Below are 23,100 nucleotides of genomic sequence, written 5' to 3' on the forward strand. Positions count from 1 at the left end.
GGACCTCAAGGAATCCAAGGCGATCAAGGACCACAGGGAGTTCAGGGTGATCAAGGACCACAGGGAGTTCAGGGTGATCAAGGACCACAGGGAGTCCAAGGTGATCAAGGACCTCAAGGCGTTCAAGGCGACCAAGGACCACAGGGAGTCAAAGGAGACCAAGGACCACAAGGAGTCCAAGGCGACCAAGGACCACAGGGAGTTCAAGGCGACCAAGGCCCTCAGGGAGTTCAAGGAGACCAAGGACCACAAGGAGTTCAAGGCGACCAAGGACCTCAAGGTGATCAAGGACCACAGGGAGTTCAAGGTGATCAAGGACCACAGGGTGTCCAAGGGGATCAAGGCCCTCAAGGAGTTCAAGGTGATCAAGGCCCTCAAGGAGTTCAAGGACCTCAAGGTGATCAAGGACCACAGGGAGTTCAAGGTGATCAAGGACCACAGGGAGTTCAAGGAGACCAAGGACCTCAGGGTGTCCAAGGTGATCAAGGACCACAGGGAGTCCAAGGTGATCAAGGACCTCAAGGCGTTCAAGGCGACCAAGGACCACAGGGAGTCAAAGGAGACCAAGGACCACAAGGAGTCCAAGGCGACCAAGGACCACAGGGAGTTCAAGGCGACCAAGGCCCTCAGGGAGTTCAAGGAGACCAAGGACCACAAGGAGTTCAAGGCGACCAAGGACCTCAAGGTGATCAAGGACCACAGGGAGTTCAAGGTGATCAAGGACCACAGGGTGTCCAAGGGGATCAAGGCCCTCAAGGAGTTCAAGGTGATCAAGGCCCTCAAGGAGTTCAAGGACCTCAAGGTGATCAAGGACCACAGGGAGTTCAAGGTGATCAAGGACCACAGGGAGTTCAAGGAGACCAAGGACCTCAGGGTGTCCAAGGTGATCAAGGACCACAGGGCGTTCAAGGCGACCAAGGCCCTCAAGGCGTCCAAGGTGATCAGGGACCTCAAGGTGTTCAAGGTGATCAGGGACCACAAGGAGTTCAAGGCGATCAAGGACCTCAGGGAGTTCAAGGAGACCAAGGACCTCAAGGAGTCCAAGGCGATCAAGGACCTCAGGGAGTCCAAGGTGATCAAGGACCTCAAGGCGTTCAAGGAGACCAAGGACCTCAAGGCGTCCAAGGTGATCAGGGACCTCAAGGTGTTCAAGGTGATCAAGGACCTCAGGGAGTTCAAGGAGACCAAGGACCTCAAGGAGTCCAAGGCGACCAAGGACCACAGGGCGTTCAAGGAGACCAAGGACCACAGGGTGTCCAAGGAGACCAAGGACCACAGGGTGTCCAAGGTGATCAAGGCCCTCAAGGAGTCCAAGGCGACCAAGGACCACAGGGCGTTCAAGGAGACCAAGGCCCTCAGGGTGTCCAAGGTGATCAAGGACCACAGGGAGTTCAGGGTGATCAAGGACCTCAAGGAGTTCAAGGTGATCAAGGAGTTCAAGGTGATCAAGGACCTCAAGGAGTTCAAGGTGATCAAGGAGTTCAAGGTGATCAAGGACCACAAGGAGTCCAAGGTGATCAGGGACCTCAAGGAGTCCAAGGCGATCAAGGCCCTCAAGGCGTCCAAGGTGATCAGGGACCTCAAGGTGTTCAAGGTGATCAGGGACCTCAAGGTGTCCAAGGCGACCAAGGCCCTCAAGGCGTTCAAGGTGATCAAGGACCACAAGGAGTTCAGGGTGATCAAGGACCTCAAGGAGTCCAAGGCGATCAAGGCCCTCAAGGAGTCCAAGGTGATCAAGGACCTCAAGGCGTTCAAGGAGACCAAGGACCTCAAGGCGTTCAAGGAGACCAAGGACCTCAAGGCGTCCAAGGTGATCAGGGACCTCAAGGTGTTCAAGGTGATCAAGGACCTCAGGGAGTTCAAGGCGACCAAGGACCTCAAGGAGTCCAAGGCGATCAAGGACCACAAGGAATCCAAGGCGACCAAGGACCACAGGGCGTTCAAGGAGACCAAGGACCACAGGGAGTTCAAGGAGACCAAGGCCCTCAGGGTGTCCAAGGAGACCAAGGACCACAGGGTGTCCAAGGTGATCAAGGACCACAGGGAGTTCAGGGTGATCAAGGACCTCAAGGAGTTCAAGGTGATCAAGGACCTCAAGGAGTTCAAGGTGATCAAGGAGTTCAAGGTGATCAAGGACCTCAAGGAGTTCAAGGTGATCAAGGAGTCCAAGGCGATCAAGGACCTCAGGGAGTTCAGGGTGATCAAGGACCTCAGGGAGTCCAAGGCGACCAAGGACCTCAAGGAGTCCAAGGCGATCAAGGACCTCAGGGAGTTCAGGGTGATCAAGGACCTCAGGGAGTCCAAGGTGATCAAGGACCTCAGGGCGTCCAAGGTGATCAAGGACCTCAGGGCGTCCAAGGAGACCAAGGACCTCAAGGCGTCCAAGGAGACCAGGGACCACAGGGAGTTCAAGGTGATCAAGGACCTCAAGGCGTCCAAGGTGACCAGGGACCTCAAGGCGAGCAAGGACCAGCTTAAGGTCAAGGTATATTTAGAGGACTCAAAAGTTATTTATAACTTTTGGGTTCTTTTTTTCTTAAGTTCATGTTTGCAGTTATGGTGTAACGAAAAAATACCTTTGTCGAAGCTTCATGGAAATTATTCCAAGAGACTTCGACAAAGGCATTGGGAAATAATTGTTGGCCAATATTCTATTCAGCCTTGTTGTAATTTAGGGCAACACAACCACTTTCTCTTTACAGGACGCAACAAATTTTGCATATTGAATACAAGTTTCCAATGAATCATTTGGTTCCATAGGCCACCATCGTATGGCTCCCCTGGGAGCTTTGGAGGCATAGGTTTCGATTTCTGATGGAATTCGACCTATAACCACAATTTCAATCTCCCTAAAGTTGTTTTCAATGCCCTTTTGGAGTGTCTTATTTAATTGCGTATGCTCTATTTCAGGGCAGGAATGGGGGATAGGGAACAATACCGAGAATCTTGAGGTATCTTCTTGAATAACGTGAGCAGATTTCCGGGCAGGATCGTTCGTAGAAGTCTCCCAAATACGACGATAAGGCAATAGCTCTGGTAAATCGAGCTCTTTCAATCTCATTTGGATCCTTTGAAAATAGCATCTATATAGTTCCCTTACAAGAACCTGAATCTGCTTATTTCTGAGGAATGTAGTGTTATTTCCCTGTTCGTTACGATATTGGATATATATTAAATCAGGGACGTTTACTATTTTGGTACAAAGAAACGTCCGAACCAGCATATCGTAATCATCTGCTACCAGTAGTTCATTGCGATGGCCTCCGATCAGATGATAACAGTCTCTCGTCCACGCACGGGGATGATTGGGTAAACCGACCAAATGACGAATGGTTTTGCCATTAATGGTCGTATGTTTTTGTGCATTTTGCCATCTGTTCATTTCATGCAGCCAGACTCGATAATGAATACTGTAACCAAAGCCACAATCCCAGCCATACCAATGTGCATAATTGCTCTCTGCATACACTTCAGCACAATCCCCATAAACAAAGCCGCAGTCAGGGTTTTGTTGAAATGCTTTGACGATTTTCTCCAGGCAGTCAGGTGTTAGCTCATCATCATGATCGACTTCTACTAAAATTTCCCCTATACATAGACCTGCTGCAAACCTTTTGATAGCTCCTATATAGCCATTGCGGGAATCCTGGCGATATCTCCGCACACGGTGATCCTCCAAAGGGAGTAAATACTCTTTGTATGTCTCATCTTCATCACCGGAATCATCCACGATTACCCATTCCCAGTTCTTGTAGGTCTGCTTCAATAAAGATTGATAAGGTCGTTGAATTTTTTCTTTTGATCTGTAGCTGGCAGTAAACACGGATATTAAAGGTGTGTTTGAAGAAAAACGTGTTGGAGGAATTGTTCTATTTTCCGAAAGGGGATCTGTTGCCTTGAGCCAGCAGAAAAATAAATGCATAGGTTGAATTTCGTCTGATGACTGGAAGTGCAACCAGCGTTTTTTTTCGTGATCAGGTAACGTTTTTAGTGCCGGAAATTCCCCCCACTCTTCTCCGAGCGAGATGTAAACCCGAGGCTTTTGGAGGATATTGTCTATAAGTGGTTGATCAGCCTCATACAAGTTTACCGTAATGTGATTTTCCTCCAACTTGTCTATCAGTTCTTTTACATGATCCTTTAAAACCTTCTTCGATACAAATAAATGAGTTGTCAGTAGTGGAGTGAAATTCAATGTCATGATCATTCCCCTTTTACCAGTTTCGAACACCAACGAGAGGGAGGTGCCAATTCAGACGTAAGTTATTGTTTTTATTAAAAATACATTTTCGGGTATCATTTTATTTCCCAGTAATATATATGTATGTGTATGTATTCGGGGACGTGAGGAACAGGTCAGCCCATATGAACATAGCGAATCAAATCGTTTGAAACCTCCAACATAAGTATCTAAGCATAAAAGAAAGGTGGAATAAGCGTGGAATGCCCCTTAGTAAGCGTAGTTATACCTGCATATAACCGGCCGCATACACTAAAAATCGCCATCGACAGTGTATTGGAACAAACTTATCCGAACATCGAAATCATTATCTGTGATGATAGTACAACGAATGAAGTACAAGAAATGATTGATTCTTTTTTTAATTCTTTTCCCAAAATTAAATATTATAAAAATGATAAAAATCTTTTTCTTGGAAATTGGCATAAATGTTTTGACTTGGCGTCAGGTGAATATATCAATTATTTGATGGATGACGACATGTTTCATAAAGAAAAAATAGCAAGGATGATCTATTTTTTTGAAAATTTTGAAAACATCACACTGGTTACCTCGTATCGGCAAACCATTAATGAATCAGGTGCTATTCTCCCAGGGCTCTATGCAACGGAAAGGTTATACGAAGAAACAAGGATCATGGACGGAAGAATGTTGGCAAACGTGGCATTAACTCGCTGTTTAAATGTGATTGGTGAACCTACGACAGTATTGTTTAAAAAAACAGATCTTATCGAACGGTTTGGAGTATATAGAGGAAAACAGTATTCTCTTCTTAATGATTTAGCGTCCTGGTTGAACTTACTATCCAAAGGAAAAGCAGTTTATATTCCTGAAGCACTAAGCTATTTCCGAATACATCCCAATCAAAATAATCAGACGCTTGGTCAAAGTGCGTTCACGGAATGGTTAGATATTATGATTGCCTCAAGAGATGATGGATTTCTTGATACTGACGATTTGTTTAAAACTGCACTTCATGCTTATCAGGAACGTATAAGGGGACGTCCACAATTTGTTGCAGATATCAAGCGAATTGAAATGATATTAAAAGCATTGGAATCCTAGCTTGCTCATCCCATATGCGAAGGAGGCTGGCTTATGTTCGATATTCCCTTCTTACGGCCTAATTTAGTAAAAAAGGAACGGTTTATTTCTGATTTTAAGAAAATAGAAGAAAGTCGAATTTATTCCAATTATGGCCCCTTAAATAACCTATTTGAAGAGCGGGTCATCGCGCAAATGTTTGATGGCATCGGTTCAGCTGTGACCGTTCATAATGCTACCATCGGCTTGATTTTGGCGATCGCGCAAAGCAAGCGACCGCAGGGCAAATATGCAGTTATGCCAAGTTTTACTTTTGCGGCCACCCCACTTGCTGCTGAATGGTGCGGGTTAGAACCCTACTTCCTTGACATTGAACCGGAAAATTGGCAAATGAATAGGGAGCAGTTAGAGCAGACAGTCAAGCTGCTGGGAGATGAGATTGCGGTAATCGTTCCTTATGCCACTTTCGGTACAGCCCTTGATTTATCCGTATACAATAAGCTCCAGGAGCAAGGAGTTCCGGTAGTTATTGATGCTGCTGCCAGTTTTGGAACGATAACTTCCGAGGAAGCCATCCATTTTGGCAAAGGCTTTGGAGGAGCTGTAGTATTTAGCTTTCATGCCACCAAATCTTTTGGTATCGGAGAGGGAGGATTGGTTTACAGTTTAGACCAGGATCTCATTAAGCGAATTCGTCAGGCAGGGAATTTCGGTTTCTCCAGCAGCAGGGAGTCTGTTACCCAAGGTCTTAACAGTAAGATATCCGAGTATACCGCTGCTATCGCTTTAGCCACGCTCGACCATTTCAAGACTGTTCGGGAGAACAGAAGGACGATCTACGAATATTATCTTCGAGAACTGATCCAAGCAGACTTATTAGAACGAGGATGGTCTATACAAAAAACGCAAGGATCGGTTGTCCATCAATTTATCCCTGTTCTTAGTCCGGATTCACACACGAATCAAGAGGTCGTTAAGTTATTAGCCTCTAATTCAATAGAAGCTAGAACCTATTTTTCTCCGGCGTGCCATCAGCAGAAGCAGTTCCAAAGCTATACGCGGTCTGCTCTTCATGTTACCGAACATATTGCCAAACATATTGTCAGCCTGCCCTTGTGGGAGGAGCTGGACGAGATTATTGTTCAAAAAATTGTGAACGTTCTAGGAAGCCTGGGAAAAGAGACAACTGGATGAGAAAACTCGTGATTTGGGGATCGGGCGGACATGCGAGGGAAATCAACTGGTTATGTGAAGAGCTGGGAGTACAAGTGGCAGGTTTTTTGGACGAACGACCTGAGACGAAAGGGCAGATCGTAAATGGCGTTCCTATACTGGGAACGTTGAATGACATTGAAGCGTTAAAATATGAGGTGGAGCTGATCTGTGCGGGGGTGGGTGACCCGGCATTAAAGAAGCGATTCGTTAATAATACAATTCAATCGGGATTTCATATCGCAGCCCCGCTAATACATCCCCGTGTTCGTTTGTCTCGAAGAAACACCATTGGAGAAGGAAGCATGATCTTGGAAGGGGCTGTCCTGACGGACAATATTAAGATCGGACAGCATGTAATTATCAATCGGAGTGTTAACGTGAGTCATGATGCGGTTATTGGCGATTATGTAACCATAGCTCCCGGTGTGAATCTGGCAGGTAACGTAACCATAGATGAAGGAGCCTATATCGGCATTGGTGCCTCGGTACGGGAGAAACGTCACATCGGCTGTTGGTCTATGATCGGTGGAGGTGCTTTTGTGAAAGAGGATATACCCAGCTTTACCATGGCTGCAGGTATACCAGCCGTCGTTAAAAAACGACTTGATATGCCCTAAGCCTCCTTCTTTTGAAACAGAGCATATTCAAATTCGTAGCAATCTGCTTGGCAATGAAGTGATTTACCTGCCAAAAGGCTGTACCGGAAAAGGTTTTTATGACCTGACCTGGTACGGCCTTATTATATTTTAAGCTGGATGAATATACTCGTTTTACAGGTTAGTAAAAATTAAAATTTATTTTTGATTATTTTTGTATTGCATATTTTCAAATTCAAATAAAAGTGTTATAGTCTCCATAAACAAAAATAAACACTATAATAAAGCGATTCAAAACTAAAACAGAACTTGGAGGTCTTTTTCCTATGGTACAAAGTCTGTGGAATTCTTCACAAGCATCTGAGCCAAAAAGCACGCTCGAGCAGCTCGTCTACCGTTCTAATCTCATCGGTATGGATAGAAGCGTGTGCAACTGGGGAGGTGGCAACACTTCGGCTAAAACGACGATACATGATTTTCGCGGGCGTGAAGTTGAAGTGATGTACGTTAAGGGGAGCGGTTCCGATCTTGCAACCATGAAAGCGCATAACTTCACCGGGCTTCGTATGGAGGATATTCGTCCATTGTTTGAACGGGAAGATATGTCTGACGAGGATATGGTCGCATATTTGGCGAACTGTATGATAGATGCCAAGCATCCGCGTGCTTCCATTGAGACACTGCTACACGCATTTTTGCCTTTTAATCATGTCGATCATACACATCCGGACGCGATTATCAGCTTATGCTGTTCGCATAACGGTCAGGAAATCGCTAAGGAAATTTTCGGTGACCGTTTTGTATGGGTGCCCTATATCCGTCCCGGTTTTAAGCTATCGAAAATGATAGCCCAAGGGGTTCTTGATCATCCACAAGCTGAGTTGGTATTGATGGAAAAGCATGGTTTGGTTACTTGGGGAGACACATCCGAAGCGGCTTATGCCAAATCGATCGAAATCATCCAAGAAGCAGAAAGCTATATTAAAGCTCGTCAAGCGAAAAAGCAGGGATTCGGAGGCGCAAAGTATAAATCGCTTACGTCAAAAGGGCGCCGTAGTATTGTGTCCCAAGTCATGCCATCCATCCGGGGTGCAGTCAGTGATGAGAAAAAGATGATCCTCACCTTTGATGACGCAGAGGATGTGTTGGAATTTGTGAACGGCCGCGATTCTGCTGCTTTATCCCAGGTCGGAGCAGCGTGCCCGGATCATCTCGTTCATACCAAAATGAAACCGCTTTATATAGATTGGACACCAGATTTGGAGGATGTAGAGGGGCTGAAAGTTAAGCTTGCCGAGGGGATAGCAGCCTATAAGGAGCAATACCAAGCTTATTTTGAACGCAATCGACATGAAGGAGACGTGAGATTTGAAGCAGCGCCGCGTGTAATCCTAATTCCGGGTATCGGTATGATCAACACAGGCAAAAGCTGGAGTAATGCACAGGTGAGCGGCGCTCTGTATCATCGGGCTATTGCTGTTATGCGAGGAGCAACAGCGTTAGGAGAGTTTGTTTCGCTTAGTGAAAATGAATCTTACAACGTGGAATATTGGCCGCTGGAGCTTTACAAGCTATCACTGGCACCAGCAGAAGCAGAATTTTCACGCAAAATTGCGTTCATTACAGGCGGTGCAGGAGGAATTGGTAGTGCAACCGCACGGCGTTTGGTGGATGAAGGTGCGCATGTCGTATTGGCAGACCTGAATCCGGAGGGCGCGCAAAAGGTAGCCGCAGACATCAATAGCAGTTACGGTGAAAACCGAGCGATTGCCGTGAAAATGGATGTGACGCAAGAGGAGCAGATCCAGGCGGCCTATGCCGAGACAGCGCTGACCTATGGTGGTGTAGATGTCATCGTTAACAATGCAGGGCTTGCTACATCCAGTCCGTTCGATGAAACATCATTAAAGGAATGGAATTTAAATGTAAACGTGTTGGGAACAGGTTATTTTTTGGTCGCGCGTGAAGCATTCAAGCTGATGAAGGAACAGACACTTGGCGGCAGCATGGTGTTCGTTGGTTCCAAAAACTCAGTCTACGCGGGTAAAAATGTAACGGCCTACAGCTCGGTCAAGGCGCTGGAAGCGCATCTGGCCCGCTGTATTGCCGCAGAAGGCGGCGAATACGGTATCCGCGTGAACACGATTTTGCCGGATGCGATTTTGCAAGGCTCCGCAATCTGGAACTCCAATTGGCGCAATGAGCGAGCCGCTGCCTACGGCATCGAGCCAGATCAGCTGGAGGAACATTACCGCAAGCGAACGACGCTGCTGGTCAACATTTACCCGCAGGATATTGCTGAGGGCATTGCCTTTTTCGCCTCATCCAAGGCGGAGAAAACGACAGGCTGTATGTTGACCATCGACGGCGGCGTCCCAGCAGCCTTTACACGCTAGCCAAATTGAAATGAACCTCTGTAAACGATAGACTCATTTCAACGGTTCAATACTTAGGGTTATAACGCTAGTTTAATATATTAATCCATTTCATTAATCACCACAAACCCATAGTTCTGATGGAGTGTAAAATACTCTTGCAAACACGTAAATAAGTAAAAACACCCATTTACGTGTTTGCATCTTTTTATATATACACTAACACTTTAAATTAGAAGTGACTTTATGGGTGGTCACCAGCGGAGCGGGCGGAATTGTTTTGAAGAAGCGGAGCGTTCGCCTTTGCAACGGGATTTTAACCTTATTATGTGTTGCAAAATGAAAAATCCCGTTGCAACAGCGATCGGAAGAACAATCCGCACGCGAAGCGGCCTCCCATAACTCACTTCATTTTCCAAGGAGGAACCACGATGAGTGACAAAGCGTACGCCTTATTCGAGGAACAACAGCAGCAACGAGGTATTAATCTGGAGCAAGTGAAGTCAAGTCTGAAAGCGCTTAATATAGAAACGCCTTCCTGGGGATATGGAGACTCAGGTACACGGTTCAAGGTCTTCCAGAAGACAGGTGTGCCGCGTGATCCGTACGAAAAGCTGGAGGATGCTGCGCAGGTTCATGCCGTGACAGGTTTATGTCCATCTGTTGCTATTCACATCCCGTGGGATAAAGTAGACGATTATGGCAAACTTCGCAGTCATGCTGAAAGTCTCGGCCTAAAAATAGGGGCAATCAATCCCAATCTGTTTCAAGACGAGGATTATATGCTCGGTAGCGTTACCAATGTAGACCCGGCAATCCGTCGCAAGGCTATCAATCATTTGTTGGAATGTGTGGATATTGCCAAGGAAACGGGCTCCAACGATTTTAGCTTATGGTTCGCAGACGGAACCAATTATCCCGGCCAGGGGGACCTTCGCAAACGTAAAAATTGGATGCTGGAGGCGCTACGTGAAATGTATAAGGCGCTCACGCCGGACATGCGCATGCTGATTGAATACAAGGCGTTTGAGCCAGCTTTTTACCATACGGATATTGCCGATTGGGGCATGGCGTACCATTACGCGACCAAGTTGGGGCCGCAAGCACAGGTACTGGTAGATACTGGGCATCATCTGCCTGGAGCCAACGTGGAGCATATTGTTGCTTTTTTAATGGATGAGCAGCGACTGGGTGGCTTTCATTTTAACAGTTATAAATATGCGGATGATGATCTGATTGTGGGCTCTGCTAATCCGTATGAGCTGTTTTTAATCTTTTACCAGATTTTGAACGCAGCGCAGGATGTCGATGCAGATATCCGCCATGCTGTTGATAAAATCGCTTATTTGATCGATCAGTCGCACAATATCGAACCCAAAATTCCGGCCATGATTCGCTCGGTACTGAATGTGCAAACTCAATATGCGAAGGCACTCTTGATTAATCATGCAGAAGTGGAGGAAGCGGCGAGTCGTCAGGATGTGCTGGGTGCGGAGGATGCCGTACGCCAAGCGTTCGAGTTTGATGTGGCACCGTTGCTCAAAGCGATCCGCGAAGAGCAAGGATTACCTGCAGATCCCATGAAAGCCTACTTGGCTTCTGAGTATGGTGCGCAGATTTTGCAAAGAGGCAAGGGCGGTGCGAGCTGGTGAGCGTCCTTGCATATGATCTGGGGGCAAGTAGCGGTAGGGTTCTGCTCGGAAAATTAACCGATTCACGTATCGTGGTGGAGGAAATCCATCGTTTTTCCAATGATCCGGTCAAGGTCGGCGAACGCCTGCACTGGGACATACTGCGTCTGTATCACGAGGTGCAGCAGGGATTGCTCAAAGCCAAGCATATGGGAGTGAATCCGTCCAGCCTGGCGATCGATTCCTGGGCAGTTGATTTTGGACTGATTGGGGAAACTGGGGAATTGCTGGGCAACCCTTATCATTACCGGGATTGGCATACACACGGGGTGATGGAGAACGTACAGAAACGGCTGGGAAAAGAGTTTATTTTCCACCGCACAGGCGTTCAGTTTTTGACATTTAATACGATTTATCAGCTGGCCGCTATGCGGAAGATGAGTTCACCCTTGCTGGAGCAGGCAACGCATTTCTTAATGATCCCTGATTTGCTGCGATATTTTCTGACAGGTGAAATGTATCATGAATTTTCGAATGCAACGAGCACGCAATTATATCATCCGCTGCAGCAAAAATGGGATGATGAGCTTTTGTCTGGAATCAACATTCCCCGTTCTTGGTTTGGTGAGGTACTGGAGCCGGGAAGTGTTGCAGGTACAATCTGTTCATCGGTGATGACGGATTTGGGTGTTGGAGCGATTCCTGTGATTGCAGTAGCAGAGCATGACACAGGATCAGCGGTAGCTGCGGTGCCTGCGCTGGAACGGTCCTTTGCGTACTTGAGCTGCGGAACATGGTCCCTGATGGGAACAGAGACCGCACAACCTGTAATCAATGATGATACGCTTCGATTTAATTTTACAAATGAAGGCGGCGTGGGTCGGACCTACAGGCTGCTAAAAAATATCATGGGACTGTGGATTCTACAGGAGGCGCGCAGAGAGTGGGAGCGGCAGGGATACTCCTATTCCTTTCCTGAATTGGTTCGGTTGGCAGAACAGGCACCGGCGTTCACTTGTTTGATTGACCCGGATGATGAACTGTTTCTGCATACCGGGGATATGAAAACACGCATCCGCCAATACTGCCGCAATACCGGGCAGCCATTGCCGGATACGCCGGGAGAGATTACGCGCTGCATTCTGGAAAGTCTGGCGTTAAAGTATCGTTATATTTTGGAGCTTACCGAACGGGTGTCAGGACAGCGTTTTAATGGTTTGCATATGGTCGGTGGGGGAATTCAGAACCACTTGCTGTGCCAATGGACGGCCAATTCGATTCAAAAACCGGTGTGGGCGGGACCCGCAGAAGCGAGCGCAATTGGCAATCTTGCGGTACAATGGATGACACAGAGAAAGTTCTCCGATATATGGGAAGCACGCCGGGTCATTGCAGATTCTATTGTCATAGAGGAATATGAACCTGCCGAGTCAGAAGCGTGGGAGGATGCCTATGGGCGGTTCCGGCGGGTGACAGGACTTTTTGTACATTAAAGAGGTGGAGTGAGGTTGCCATGCTGGTCGCAGAAAGATATGAGATGATTGTACAGCTCGTGAATGAAAGAGGAAGCATACGGGTGTCCGAATTAAGTGAGTTGTGTAAAGTAACGGAAGAAACGATCCGACGCGATCTGGATCGACTGGAGCAGGCGGGGCGACTGCGCCGTTCGCATGGGGGAGCGGTTAGCGTCAAAAACGAGCAACCTGAAACCCCCTATGCGGTACGGGAAATTATGAACGCGGAGGAAAAGCGTCGAATTGCTGAGGAAGCGGTCAAGCAGATTCAGCCGCATGATCGCATTTTACTGGATGCCAGTACGACGGCCTGGTATATGGCTTCGAGTCTGCCGGATATTCCTTTAACGATATTGACCAATTCGATTCGGGTAGCTACAGAGCTGGCGGGTAAGGAAAAAATCGAGGTCATTTCGACGGGAGGTCAGTTGCTTCAACGTTCACTGTCGTTCGTGGGTCCTCTTGCAGAGCGTTCATTAGAAACCTATTATGTAGATAAGCTATTTTTTTCCAGCCAGGGAGTTCATCTGGATCGCGGCATTAGTGAATCGAATGAGCTGCAAGCTCGTTTGAAGCAGAAAATGGTCAGTATTGCGGATCGCGTGATTTTACTGGCGGATGCGAGCAAATTCGGGCAGCAGGCGTTTACACATGTCGTGCACTTGTCACAAGTGTCCGAAATAATCACAGATTCACGGTTGTCGGACCCGATTCGTAGTCAACTCGCAGAGCTGTCCATTCCAGTTACGATTGTGTAAGTATGGAGTTTCTGGAGGGAGGTCGCTCCTCGTTTCATTTGATCTTACGATTGCTGTTGCAGTGGGATTCTTGGATGATGTAAAACACCTATAGGCGAGCATCCCACTGCAAGCTTATGCTTATGATGAAAGTTTTCCTTGTGGAAAATGGACGGAAGGGGTGTGTCGTATGAAGGTATCTTTATTTATTACCTGCCTGAGTGATGCCATTTATCCAAGAGTAGGAGAAGCGATGGCACGCTTGCTTGCCAGATATGGTGTCGAGCTGGAATTTCCCAAGGTGCAGACATGCTGCGGGCAGCCGTCCTATAACAGCGGCTATTGGGATGAAACAAGGGCTGCGGCAAAAACGATTTTGAGAGCGTTTAATGACAGCGATTTTGTCGTAGCTCCTTCCGGTTCCTGCACGTATATGATTCATCATTACCCGGAATTGTTTAAGGATGAGCCCAAATGGCTGGATTCAGCACGGAGGCTGGAGCAAAAGACGTATGAGTTTACACAATTTATGGTACAGGTGCTTGGCGTGACCGATGTGGGCGCGTCTTTTCCGCATACGGTAACCTATCATCCGTCTTGTCATGGAACACGTTTGCTCGGCGTAAAGGAGGAGTCAATGAAGCTGCTTGGCAGCGTAAAGGGTTTGCAATTAGTGCCGCTTCCTTTTGCTGAGGACTGCTGTGGGTTTGGTGGTACTTTTGCGGTGAAAATGCCCGATATTTCGGGAGCGATGGTAACTGAAAAAGTGGACCATATCAGAGAGACGGAAGCCGAGGTACTGGTGGGATTGGATATGGCCTGCCTGATGAACATCGCCGGAAATCTTAGATATCGGGAAGAGCCAGTTCGGGTGATGCATCTGGCAGAGCTGCTGTATGAAGGGGTGAAACACGCATGACCGCTGTACATACACATTCTATGAACCAAAAGGTCAAAGAACGCGCAGAGCTAGCTCTGAATGACGATTTTCTGCGGAATGCAGTTCGTTTCACTACCGAGCGACTGCGCAACGGCAAGCGGGTAGCTTCAGAACAGCACGGAAATTGGGAGGAATGGCGTGAGCGAGGGCGTCAAATTCGGCTTCATACCATTGCCCATCTGGACTATTACCTAAATCTATTTGTAGAAAATGCCCGTGCCAACGGGGTGCACATCCATTTTGCCGACACCGCAGTGGATGCCGTACGCATTACACTGGACATTGCCGCGCATAACCAAGCACGTTCTGTCGTCAAATCCAAGTCGATGGTGTCAGAGGAGCTGCATTTGAACCAGGCGCTGGAAGATGCGGATATCGAGACGATTGAAAGTGATCTCGGTGAGTATATTATTCAACTGGCAGGTGAGGCGCCATCTCATATCGTAATCCCTGCGATTCACAAAAACCGTTATCAGATTGCCGAGTTGCTGTCCAAAGAAGCGGGGGAGGAGCTGTCCGCAGATACGACGATTCTGGCGGGCTTTGTCCGAAAAAAGCTGCGTGAAAAGTTTCTGGATGCGGATATTGGCATGACAGGCTGCAATTTTGCCATTGCCGAGACGGGTTCCATGGTACTGTTCGAAAATGAAGGTAACGCACGTATGGTTTCCACGCTGCCCAAAACACAAATTACACTGATGGGTATGGAGCGGATTATTCCATCCTGGACAGATTTGGAAGTGATGGCTACATTGCTGTCACGCTCCGCTACCGGACAGAAGCTGACGATGTATATGTCCGGTATTTCTGGACCTCGGCGCAGCCAGGATGCTGATGGACCGGAGGAAATGCATATTATCATCGTAGATAATGGACGTTCGCTTCAGCTAGGTAATCCTGAATTTCAGGAGCTGTTGAATTGCATCCGCTGTGGTGCTTGTCTCAACGCCTGTCCGGTGTACCGACACATTGGGGGACACGCGTATGGCGGGACATATAGCGGCCCTATCGGTGCAGTGCTTACGCCTGCCCTTCATGGCAACATTGAAGAGTGGAACGATATTGCGAGTGCGTCCAGCTTGTGCGGGGCGTGTTATGAAGCTTGTCCGGTCAAAATACCACTGCATGATATGCTGGTTTATTTGCGTAGACGCAAGGTGGAAGGGGGACAAGGGGATAAGCTGGAGACGGCCGGGATGAAGGGCTTTGCGGCAGTCGTTTCCAGCTCGAAGCGATTCGCTGCGGCGATCCGGCTTGGGCAGATCGCACAAAAAGCGGTCGTCCGTAAAGGTGAAATTACCCTTAAGCTTGGCCCCTTAAAAGGCTGGAATACGTACCGTGTGGCTCCTAGTTTAGCGAAAAAATCCTTCCGTCAGTATTGGAACACACTGGCACGTGAGTTGGAGCAGGAACGCAAGGTCATGCACCCGGACATTCTCAGCCGAATGGAAACAATTTTGGCAGATAGAAGTAAAGGAGGGACCCAGCATGAATGAACGGCGTAGTCCTTCTGCGCAAGCAAAAGCGGAGCATGAAGCGTGGCTTCATCAAATGGAAGCCGAATCCCGTGTCAAGCAGACGCGCTTTATGGAGGGGATTGCGGCGCGACTCAAGCGTCCGCGGCAGACGGAGCCACCGATGCAGCCGTTTCGCGGCGCACCTGCGTTTTGGCACGAATTCGAATGGGGTGCGGCGCAGCGGATCGAGGAGTTTACCGCCAACTTTACAAGTGTTGGCGGACATGTCGTGCGTCTGCCGGATTTGGAGGAGACGGCAGACTGGATCGCGCACAAGGCGCGCGAGCTGGGAGCGGCTTATATCGTCCGGCAAAATGAGCCGGACCTGGATGCGCTCCAGTTGGAAGCAGCGCTACCGGAAGTTCGACTGTCGGTGTGGAACACCGATCCAGCCGAGAACTGGAGGGCACGCGCTGCGGAAGCCGATATCGGCATTGTCATGGCCGATGAGGCCGCAGCCTACACCGGCTCGGTAGCGGTGCTATCTGCGCCGGGGAAGGGGCGCTCGGTCAGCCTGCTGCCGACCGCGTTGATCATTCTCCTGCCAGTGGAGCGTCTGCGAACACGACTGGGCGAGATTTTAAGCCGCTTTGATGAAGCCGGACGCGAGCAGTTGCCGGCAGGCATTCATTTTATTACCGGTCCGAGCCGCTCGTCCGATATTGAAAACGACTTGACGATCGGGGTACATGGACCAGGTATCGTGTATACGCTGTTGATTGGTTAGAGCGTTGCACTGCCCGTCTAACGGGCACGATAGAGCGGAAAACGAGTTTCAAAATCCGTTTGTCTGCGATTGCTCCTAACCGAAATCCGGCCATTGTGCAGCTCGGTAATGCTTTTGGTAATAGCCAGCCCCAGACCGGTGCCTCCCGTTTCCTTGGAGCGTGATTTGTCCACTCTGTAAAACCGTTCAAACAGATGCGGAACGTCTTCTGGTGGAATCGGGGTACCGTAGTTGGTGCAGATGACTATCGCTTCATCGCCTTCACGTCCGATGGTGATATCGAGCCGCTTGCCCTCCTTGCCGTATCGAATCGCGTTGGAAAATAAATTTTCATACAGGCGTACCAACTCGTCCGTGTCGGCCAAAATCCGAACGGTCTCAACGATTCGGACACAATAAGACATGTCCGCCTGTTCCAGCGAGGGTACAAATTCCTCAGCAAGCTGAGTGAGCAATTTGCCGAGGTCTACAGGCTCCAGCTCCAGGGGCAGGCTGCCACCACTCACACGCGTGTATTCAAATAACTCGTCGATCAGCTTTTTAAGCGTTAGTGATTTTTCATAAGCAATGTTCACATAGTAGCGTAGCTCAATTTCGTCCCGGTAACGGTCGGTTTCAATGTACTCCAAAAAGCCGATCACGGATGTTAGCGGGGTGCGCAGATCGTGGGATACGCCAGTGATCAGATCGTTTTTCGCTTTGGCGGAGGCTCGTTCTTCTTCTAGTGAACGACGGAGCTTGTCTGCCATCGTATTCATATTTTTCGCCAAGGTTGCCAGCTCATCCGCTGAAGATACCGGAATCGAATAGGATAGATTTCCGTCCGCAAACTTCTGCATCCCTGTCGTAATCTCGCGTAAATAGCCAATCGTATTTTTGGTAAAAAGGAAAAAGAAATAAATATATAAAGGCAGCCCGCCTACCAGCATGATCAGTGAGGAACCAATATGATTTACGGTCCAGCGGATCAACCGAGTACCAAAAAATGAACGGGAGGGATTCAGCCATAACAGCAGAGATGCCCCATAATAAAACACCATTAAAATCAGTCCAGTTAAAGTGAAGGCGGCAAGGCTAAGGGCTGCCAGCTTCCATCTCAGCGTGTCGTATCGTTTTGCCTTCAAGACGCAAATCCTCCATCAATCAAATTTTACCATTTTATACCCAATGCCCCACACCGTTTTTAGATATTTGGGTTTTCTCGGATCTGTCTCAATTTTCTCGCGAATTTTACGCACATGAACCATTAACGTGTTATTGGATTCCAGATATTGCTCTTTCCACACCTTTTCATAAATCTGCTCCATGCTCAGCACTTGGCCCCGGTGCCGAGCCAAAAACTCGACAATGGCGAATCTCACGTGGAGTCAGCTTGACGGGTTCTCCGGCGAGAGTGACCTCATGCGTAACAGCGTTAATAGAGAGTTCATCCAGTACTATTTCATGCTCAAAAACAGGCGAGGATTGGGTATATTTCCGTACTCTGCGCAGTTGGGATTTGATGCGCGCCACGAGCTCCAGCGGGCTGAACGGCTTGGTGACATAATCATCGGCTCCAACGCTGAGCCCTGTAATTTTGTCCATGTCTTGTCCCTTCGCGGACAACATAATGATTGGAAAATGCTCGGTTTCCCTGATTTTCATGCAAGCTTCAATCCCATCCATATTGGGCATCATCACATCCAGCACCATTACATCTATTTGCTCCCGACTCACCTGCTCCATCGCTTCCAGTCCGTCCCGGGCCACGAGCAAGCGATACCCTTCATTTTCCAAATATATTTGCATGAGCTTAATAATCTCAGGTTCATCGTCTACTAATAAAATAGTTCCGTTATGCATGATTTTGCACCCTTTCTGTTCTTTCCAACTGTATACAATATGGGCGTATTATATACTTTTTTGAAGGTGGAGGCTATGGACGACACGCATCTCAGGTCGCTTGTTGAGTGTTATCAGCCTTTGGATAGAACGATTTCGGCTGGGGAAGCAGGATCTCTTTGCTTGAGCTGCCTTTACCTGTTCCCGGTAGTTGACCGAACAAGATCCAGGCAAAGGGTAGGAAGCGGGAGATGACCGACACGACGAGCCAGGAGCAAAGAAGTGCACAGAAAAAACCTCCAGCGTACCACACATGGATAAGCTGCGGTGAGCCGATGTGTGGTGAAAACTGCCGATACAGAAGCAGGAAGAACGGATGAATCAGATACACACCAAAAGATAGTGTGCCCAGACGCTCCAGCTTGCGAATGACAAAGGAATGTTGTCTCCGATACATGAGAAAGGAAATTTGTGGTAATACTAACGTGCTAGACAGGCTGTACATATTATACATAAGTTCAAAAACTAGCGAATTGTACGAAATTCCGTACATTCTACTTTCATACCACATATAGATATGAATGGTGGCTGAAATCAGCCATAAAGCCCAAATTATAATCCATGTCAGCACGCCGGCAAAGCTTCGTTCCTCTTTGTGCATCAGAAACCAAGTTCGGAGCTGGGGATAGTAATAACCGAGAGCAGCGCCCAGCATGTAGCAGGCCACATAGGACAGCGCCCAGCTGCCTTTACCTTGAATCTGAAAAAGAGAAATTTATTGCTAATTGTAAATGCCCACTGTACCAGCAATCCAATGACAATAGACCATTGTGGAAATTGCCGATAGCGCTGGAATAGCCACAGTACGCATGGAAATGCAAGATAGAATTGCATCATGATAAAAATATAATATAAATGGGTGTAGGCTTTGCCTGTGATCAGCTTCAGCGCAAAGCTTTCTGCCAGTGAAGTTATACTCCACGGTTCAGTACTGCTGGTTATAAGGGACAGGATGAAATAAAAGAGAGAGAACATGACATAAGGTAAAAGGATGTACAGTAATCTCTGCCTATAAAAGTGTCTCAAGAGCTGTCGCCCCATCGGGCGATCTTTATAGTTGTAGAACAGCACCATACTGCTAAGTGCGATAAATACAGGGGTACCATACTTCATTAATACATTAAGCGCATTATATACAACATACAGGCTGGAATGTGTAAGTTGAACCGTTGCATAAGACGTGGCATGTACCATTAAGACGGCTAGAATTGCCATGGCTCTGACCAACTGTAATTCAGGAATTTTTTCTTTGTTCCTAGGCTTCATAAGCTTCATTTCCTTTTAGTAGTGAACTATATCTTGTTGAACTCTTTCTATTAAAAGATAAAGTTCTTAACAACCTGAAAGGGAGTGGCTTAAGAATCGATTATCAACTTCTTAACTTTTAATAGAATTAAGCAAAGAACTTCCATAGGCTCAAAATGAGCGGCATGGAAGTTCTTTTTATTACTCATGTTCATTTGTTATTTGCAGCGTTTGATAGGTGCGCGTCTAATTTGTCCACGAATGGCGCCATTCGGATGACGGATTGTGCGGACATTGACGTAGACATTGCCCTCTCTGATTTGGCATACCAAATCATAAATGGTTTTGCCTCTGAGCGGACCAGTAAGATCACATGCACGTAGCACACCACTAACGACGCCTCTTTTTACAGTTATCCCGAATTTTGAAGGACCAAACAAGGTAGCAACAATAGGTCCGTTTTCACCTCTTCGTCCCAGATGAATGTGCGCTTCAGTTACTCGTGAAATATTGCGAACAGTCAGCTCAAAGCTTAATTGCTGGCTTGACGGGCGGTAATGAAATTCCGCAGTTCCTGTTGCATTTGTTCTGACCGGAGGTACTTCATTAGCCCCTCTTAATGCGGCTCTAAACTTATTAGACATTACGTCCCTCCTTTCCCAGTGTTGATGTAGTGTATTCACAGCACCGGTGAAAGGGCTGTACATTCGCCTATGCAGCAGAAGTTGTGTGTTTCACAAGTTATTCAGTCCAAGCAGAAAACGAATTTTCTCATAACTATGAGTATCTGATAGAGAGAGGAGGAGAAACCATGGGAATATTTATTGATGGGAGAACATCCCAGAATGCTTCAACAGCCAATTCTATTGCTATTCCGATTACTCTTATCAATACGCCTCAATTGTTTGGGCAGATCGGATTAAACACACAGGGAGCTACAGGTACGCCACGGGCTCTGCTTAAAGGAACCATATCGCTTCAGCTTCCGCTCGCTTTAGTAGGGATTACAATTACGATTGTAAGAGGTACGCAGGTAACGGATCCTGTTGTTTATTCAGCTACGTCAACTTTTAATTTGAGTTTATTAGCTCCACAGGTTATTGCGTTCTCAGCAGATGACTTTAACCCGCCGATTAGTCCACAACTGGTGTATACGGCTTTTGTTTCTTCTAACTTGCTGGGCACAATACGTGTAGGTCCGGAGAGTTTTGATGGTATTCTGGTTGCCGATTAATGAAGCAATCTTAAAATAACGAATTTCGCTTCATACAGCTTCGCAGTTGGGTCTGCGAAGCTTTTTTATGTACAGGCATACTATTGTACTAGATCAAACTTACTATGCAGACTCCTTTTTATTTGCATAAGAATTACACAGGTACAACCGTGCAATTATTGGTAAAATTTTATGTATACGCTTACGATAAATTTTTTTTGCTCGTACAATTAAAAATCTGGAGGAGGAATGAAAAATGAAGTGGAACAAAGGATTAACTGGTATGCTTTTGGCAGCTTTTTTATGTAGCGTACCAGGGTTAGGTATAGCTACCCCGGCACAAGCATCTACGATCGAGTACAAGTTTGATTTTGGTGGGGGTGCGGTCGAAACGGGTCATACCGGAGTGAGTGCCTCACTGTCCTATAATTCAGCACGCGGTTATGGCTTTCGTACCCCTGAGAAAATGCGTAATGTCAATGCGTCAGGGACTGGAGTGGCAAGTGATGCGGTACAATTCCTGGCTACAGGTACGAAAAGCGAGAATACTTTTGACGTCGATCTTCCTCCAGGTTTGTACGAGGTGTCGGTTACTTTAGGAGATACTTCCCGTTCAAGTGTTGCGGCCGAAGGGGTGTATCAGGTTATAAATATGACGGGAAATGGAGCAAAAGATCGCTTTCAAATCCCAGTGACAGATGGTCAGTTAAATCTGCTGGTTACTGAAGGCAAAGAGGGTGCATCCTTCACGCTCAGTGCACTGGAAATCAAGCAATTGTCTAGTAATCCGGTTACGAAGCGCACAATTTATATTGGCGGGGATTCCACGGTTTGTAACTATTATCCGCTAGACCGCAGCGTGCAGGCGGGATGGGGTCAACTGCTGCCGGAGTTTGTAAATCCGAATACTTTTCAAATTCGCAATATGGCGTCAGGGGGCCAAATTGCTAGAGGGTTCCATCAGGACGGCCAGTTGGAGGCAATCGTTCAATATATCAAGCCGGGGGATTATTTTATTCTCCAATTAGGCATTAATGATACCAATCCAAAGCATAACGAAAGCGAAGTGGAATTTAAGGACTGGATGCGGGATATGATCCGGCAGGTAAAAGCTAAGGGGGCGACGGTAATTCTATCAACACCGCAAGGCCGAGCCACTGACTTTAATGCTAACAATGTACACAACGCAGAAAACAGATGGTATAGAAGCGCTATTTGGGCGTTGGCTCAAGAAGAACAATCGCCTTTAGTCGATTTGAATGTTCTCAGTTCAGCTTATTTCACCGCTATTGGCAAAGAAGCTACGCTGGCCTTGTATATGAAAGGTGATACCCTGCATCCAAACCATGCAGGTGCAAGGGAACTGGCGCGATTGGTAGCGCAGGATTTAAAAAGACAGGGTCTGAGTGGGTTCTAAATTGCAATTAAAGATTTCCCCTGCTGCTTACATGTGAAGGAGCAGGGGTTTTTGGTCTCTGTTCAGGGTGCTATAATAATAGAAAAAGCAATAGTAATGCGGAGGAATGAGAACATGCAGCCTTTCACTGCCCGTGTGCTTCAAATTATATTGCTGATCCCTGAGGGAAAAGTAATGACTTACGGTCAAATTGCGGCAGAGGCCGGAAGCCCAAGAGGAGCTAGACAGGTGGTGCGAATTTTACATACAATGAGCCAAAAACACCGACTCCCCTGGCACCGAGTAGTCAACCGCTTGGGTGAGATTGCTTTACAGGAGGATGAATCCGCATCCTTGCAGCGCTTGTACCTGGAAGAGGAAGGCATACAGTTTAATGCAAACGGACGTATTCCATTGGATCAATATCTTTATCATCCGCAGGCGGAGATGGACGAATAGGCGAGAAATCAGCAGAGGTGGCAATGACTTTGAGCTACTATACACTGGTCTGAATCCTCGCCCAAAAGAGACAGGACAAATCAAGCTATGATTTGTCCTGTCTCTTTTTAATTAGCGTATCATGCGGATTATGAAGGATGGCGTTCATATAAAGCACTAGATTTCCAAGTAGGATTATCCAATCAGATGCTGCTGATCCCGCTGGGCAAGGTGAAAAGAAATACTGTTCATCAGCGGGATATCGTTATTTTTTCGAGCTTCCCGAATGAGTTGTTTCTTTTTTTGTTCTGATTCGCGCAGAAAGCGAGTCATCCACAAGTCAGACGGTTCGTTAGTAGTTGTCATGCGAGATTCTTTTATCATCTATTAA

General features: G+C 47.3%; 19 protein-coding genes and 2 pseudogenes. 14 read left to right on the forward strand and 7 right to left on the reverse strand.

The window, feature by feature from the left end:
* Positions 1-2,743, forward strand: a pseudogene (locus AC5V8P_RS05715) (hypothetical protein); the annotation flags it as partial.
* Here AC5V8P_RS05715 and AC5V8P_RS05720 read toward each other — a convergent pair.
* The gene (locus AC5V8P_RS05720) at positions 2,672-4,201 is read right to left on the reverse strand and encodes a glycosyltransferase (protein ID WP_064797373.1); all 1,530 of its coding nucleotides are present in this window, start codon (positions 4,199-4,201) and stop codon (positions 2,672-2,674) included. The pseudogene AC5V8P_RS05715 and the gene AC5V8P_RS05720 sit on opposite strands and share 72 nt — an antisense overlap.
* A gap of 237 nt (positions 4,202-4,438) precedes the next feature.
* Between AC5V8P_RS05720 and AC5V8P_RS05725 the strand changes: the two genes are divergently transcribed.
* The 10 genes from AC5V8P_RS05725 to AC5V8P_RS05770 all read left to right on the forward strand — a co-directional run bounded on the left by AC5V8P_RS05725 (position 4,439) and on the right by AC5V8P_RS05770 (position 16,536).
* The gene (locus tag AC5V8P_RS05725) at positions 4,439-5,305 is read left to right on the forward strand and encodes a glycosyltransferase family 2 protein (protein ID WP_064797374.1); all 867 of its coding nucleotides are present in this window, start codon (positions 4,439-4,441) and stop codon (positions 5,303-5,305) included.
* A gap of 33 nt (positions 5,306-5,338) precedes the next feature.
* The gene (locus AC5V8P_RS05730; protein ID WP_063213932.1) at positions 5,339-6,478 is read left to right on the forward strand and encodes a DegT/DnrJ/EryC1/StrS family aminotransferase; all 1,140 of its coding nucleotides are present in this window, start codon (positions 5,339-5,341) and stop codon (positions 6,476-6,478) included.
* Positions 6,475-7,116, forward strand: a complete 642-nt coding sequence (locus tag AC5V8P_RS05735; protein WP_063213933.1) for an acetyltransferase — start codon at positions 6,475-6,477, stop codon at positions 7,114-7,116. The genes AC5V8P_RS05730 and AC5V8P_RS05735 overlap by 4 nt, the downstream gene beginning before the upstream one ends.
* A 305-nt stretch (positions 7,117-7,421) precedes the next feature.
* Positions 7,422-9,491: a bifunctional aldolase/short-chain dehydrogenase gene (locus AC5V8P_RS05740; RefSeq protein WP_063213934.1), complete on the forward strand. Its 2,070-nt coding sequence runs from the start codon at positions 7,422-7,424 to the stop codon at positions 9,489-9,491.
* Positions 9,492-9,901: 410 nt separating this feature from the next.
* Positions 9,902-11,122: an L-rhamnose isomerase gene (gene rhaI / locus AC5V8P_RS05745; RefSeq protein WP_063213935.1), complete on the forward strand. Its 1,221-nt coding sequence runs from the start codon at positions 9,902-9,904 to the stop codon at positions 11,120-11,122.
* On the forward strand, positions 11,119-12,594 hold the full coding sequence (locus tag AC5V8P_RS05750) for a rhamnulokinase (protein ID WP_064797375.1): 1,476 nt from the start codon (positions 11,119-11,121) through the stop codon (positions 12,592-12,594). Before rhaI ends, AC5V8P_RS05750 begins: the two co-directional genes overlap by 4 nt.
* A gap of 20 nt (positions 12,595-12,614) precedes the next feature.
* A complete protein-coding gene (locus tag AC5V8P_RS05755) occupies positions 12,615-13,373 on the forward strand; it encodes a DeoR/GlpR family DNA-binding transcription regulator (protein ID WP_063213937.1) in 759 nt (252 codons plus the stop codon).
* Positions 13,374-13,542: 169 nt separating this feature from the next.
* Positions 13,543-14,271: a (Fe-S)-binding protein gene (locus AC5V8P_RS05760; RefSeq protein WP_064797376.1), complete on the forward strand. Its 729-nt coding sequence runs from the start codon at positions 13,543-13,545 to the stop codon at positions 14,269-14,271.
* A complete protein-coding gene (locus AC5V8P_RS05765; RefSeq protein WP_064797377.1) occupies positions 14,268-15,788 on the forward strand; it encodes a LutB/LldF family L-lactate oxidation iron-sulfur protein in 1,521 nt (506 codons plus the stop codon). The genes AC5V8P_RS05760 and AC5V8P_RS05765 overlap by 4 nt, the downstream gene beginning before the upstream one ends.
* Entirely contained in the window at positions 15,781-16,536 is a 756-nt protein-coding gene (locus AC5V8P_RS05770) for a LutC/YkgG family protein (RefSeq protein WP_064797378.1), read from the forward strand. The genes AC5V8P_RS05765 and AC5V8P_RS05770 overlap by 8 nt, the downstream gene beginning before the upstream one ends.
* 17 nt (positions 16,537-16,553) lie before the next feature.
* Here AC5V8P_RS05770 and AC5V8P_RS05775 read toward each other — a convergent pair whose 3' ends face one another.
* From AC5V8P_RS05775 to AC5V8P_RS05795, 5 genes and pseudogenes are all read right to left on the reverse strand, one after another.
* Entirely contained in the window at positions 16,554-17,660 is a 1,107-nt protein-coding gene (locus tag AC5V8P_RS05775) for a sensor histidine kinase (protein ID WP_064797379.1), read from the reverse strand.
* Between the two features lie 15 nt (positions 17,661-17,675).
* A pseudogene (locus AC5V8P_RS05780) lies at positions 17,676-18,378 on the reverse strand (response regulator transcription factor).
* Positions 18,379-18,469: 91 nt separating this feature from the next.
* The gene (locus AC5V8P_RS05785; protein WP_419866096.1) at positions 18,470-19,072 is read right to left on the reverse strand and encodes an acyltransferase family protein; all 603 of its coding nucleotides are present in this window, start codon (positions 19,070-19,072) and stop codon (positions 18,470-18,472) included.
* A complete protein-coding gene (locus tag AC5V8P_RS05790) occupies positions 19,018-19,683 on the reverse strand; it encodes an acyltransferase (protein ID WP_495473574.1) in 666 nt (221 codons plus the stop codon). Before AC5V8P_RS05790 ends, AC5V8P_RS05785 begins: the two co-directional genes overlap by 55 nt.
* Positions 19,684-19,880: 197 nt before the next feature.
* Positions 19,881-20,306 (reverse strand): CHRD domain-containing protein, encoded by a 426-nt coding sequence (locus AC5V8P_RS05795; RefSeq protein WP_064797380.1) that lies wholly within the window; start codon positions 20,304-20,306, stop codon positions 19,881-19,883.
* A 167-nt stretch (positions 20,307-20,473) separates the two neighbouring features.
* On the opposite strand from AC5V8P_RS05795, the gene AC5V8P_RS05800 reads away from it, so the two are divergent.
* The 3 genes from AC5V8P_RS05800 to AC5V8P_RS05810 all read left to right on the forward strand — a co-directional run bounded on the left by AC5V8P_RS05800 (position 20,474) and on the right by AC5V8P_RS05810 (position 22,730).
* The gene (locus AC5V8P_RS05800; protein ID WP_063213942.1) at positions 20,474-20,896 is read left to right on the forward strand and encodes a hypothetical protein; all 423 of its coding nucleotides are present in this window, start codon (positions 20,474-20,476) and stop codon (positions 20,894-20,896) included.
* Between the two features lie 235 nt (positions 20,897-21,131).
* The gene (locus AC5V8P_RS05805) at positions 21,132-22,292 is read left to right on the forward strand and encodes a rhamnogalacturonan acetylesterase (protein ID WP_064797381.1); all 1,161 of its coding nucleotides are present in this window, start codon (positions 21,132-21,134) and stop codon (positions 22,290-22,292) included.
* 114 nt (positions 22,293-22,406) lie between these two features.
* Entirely contained in the window at positions 22,407-22,730 is a 324-nt protein-coding gene (locus tag AC5V8P_RS05810) for an MGMT family protein (protein ID WP_064797382.1), read from the forward strand.
* 174 nt (positions 22,731-22,904) lie between these two features.
* Here the strand turns inward: AC5V8P_RS05810 and AC5V8P_RS05815 are convergent, their stop codons facing one another.
* Entirely contained in the window at positions 22,905-23,093 is a 189-nt protein-coding gene (locus tag AC5V8P_RS05815; protein ID WP_013370989.1) for a hypothetical protein, read from the reverse strand.
* Positions 23,094-23,100 lie beyond the last annotated feature (7 nt).

It is taken from the genome of Paenibacillus sp. N119s (assembly GCF_059447605.1).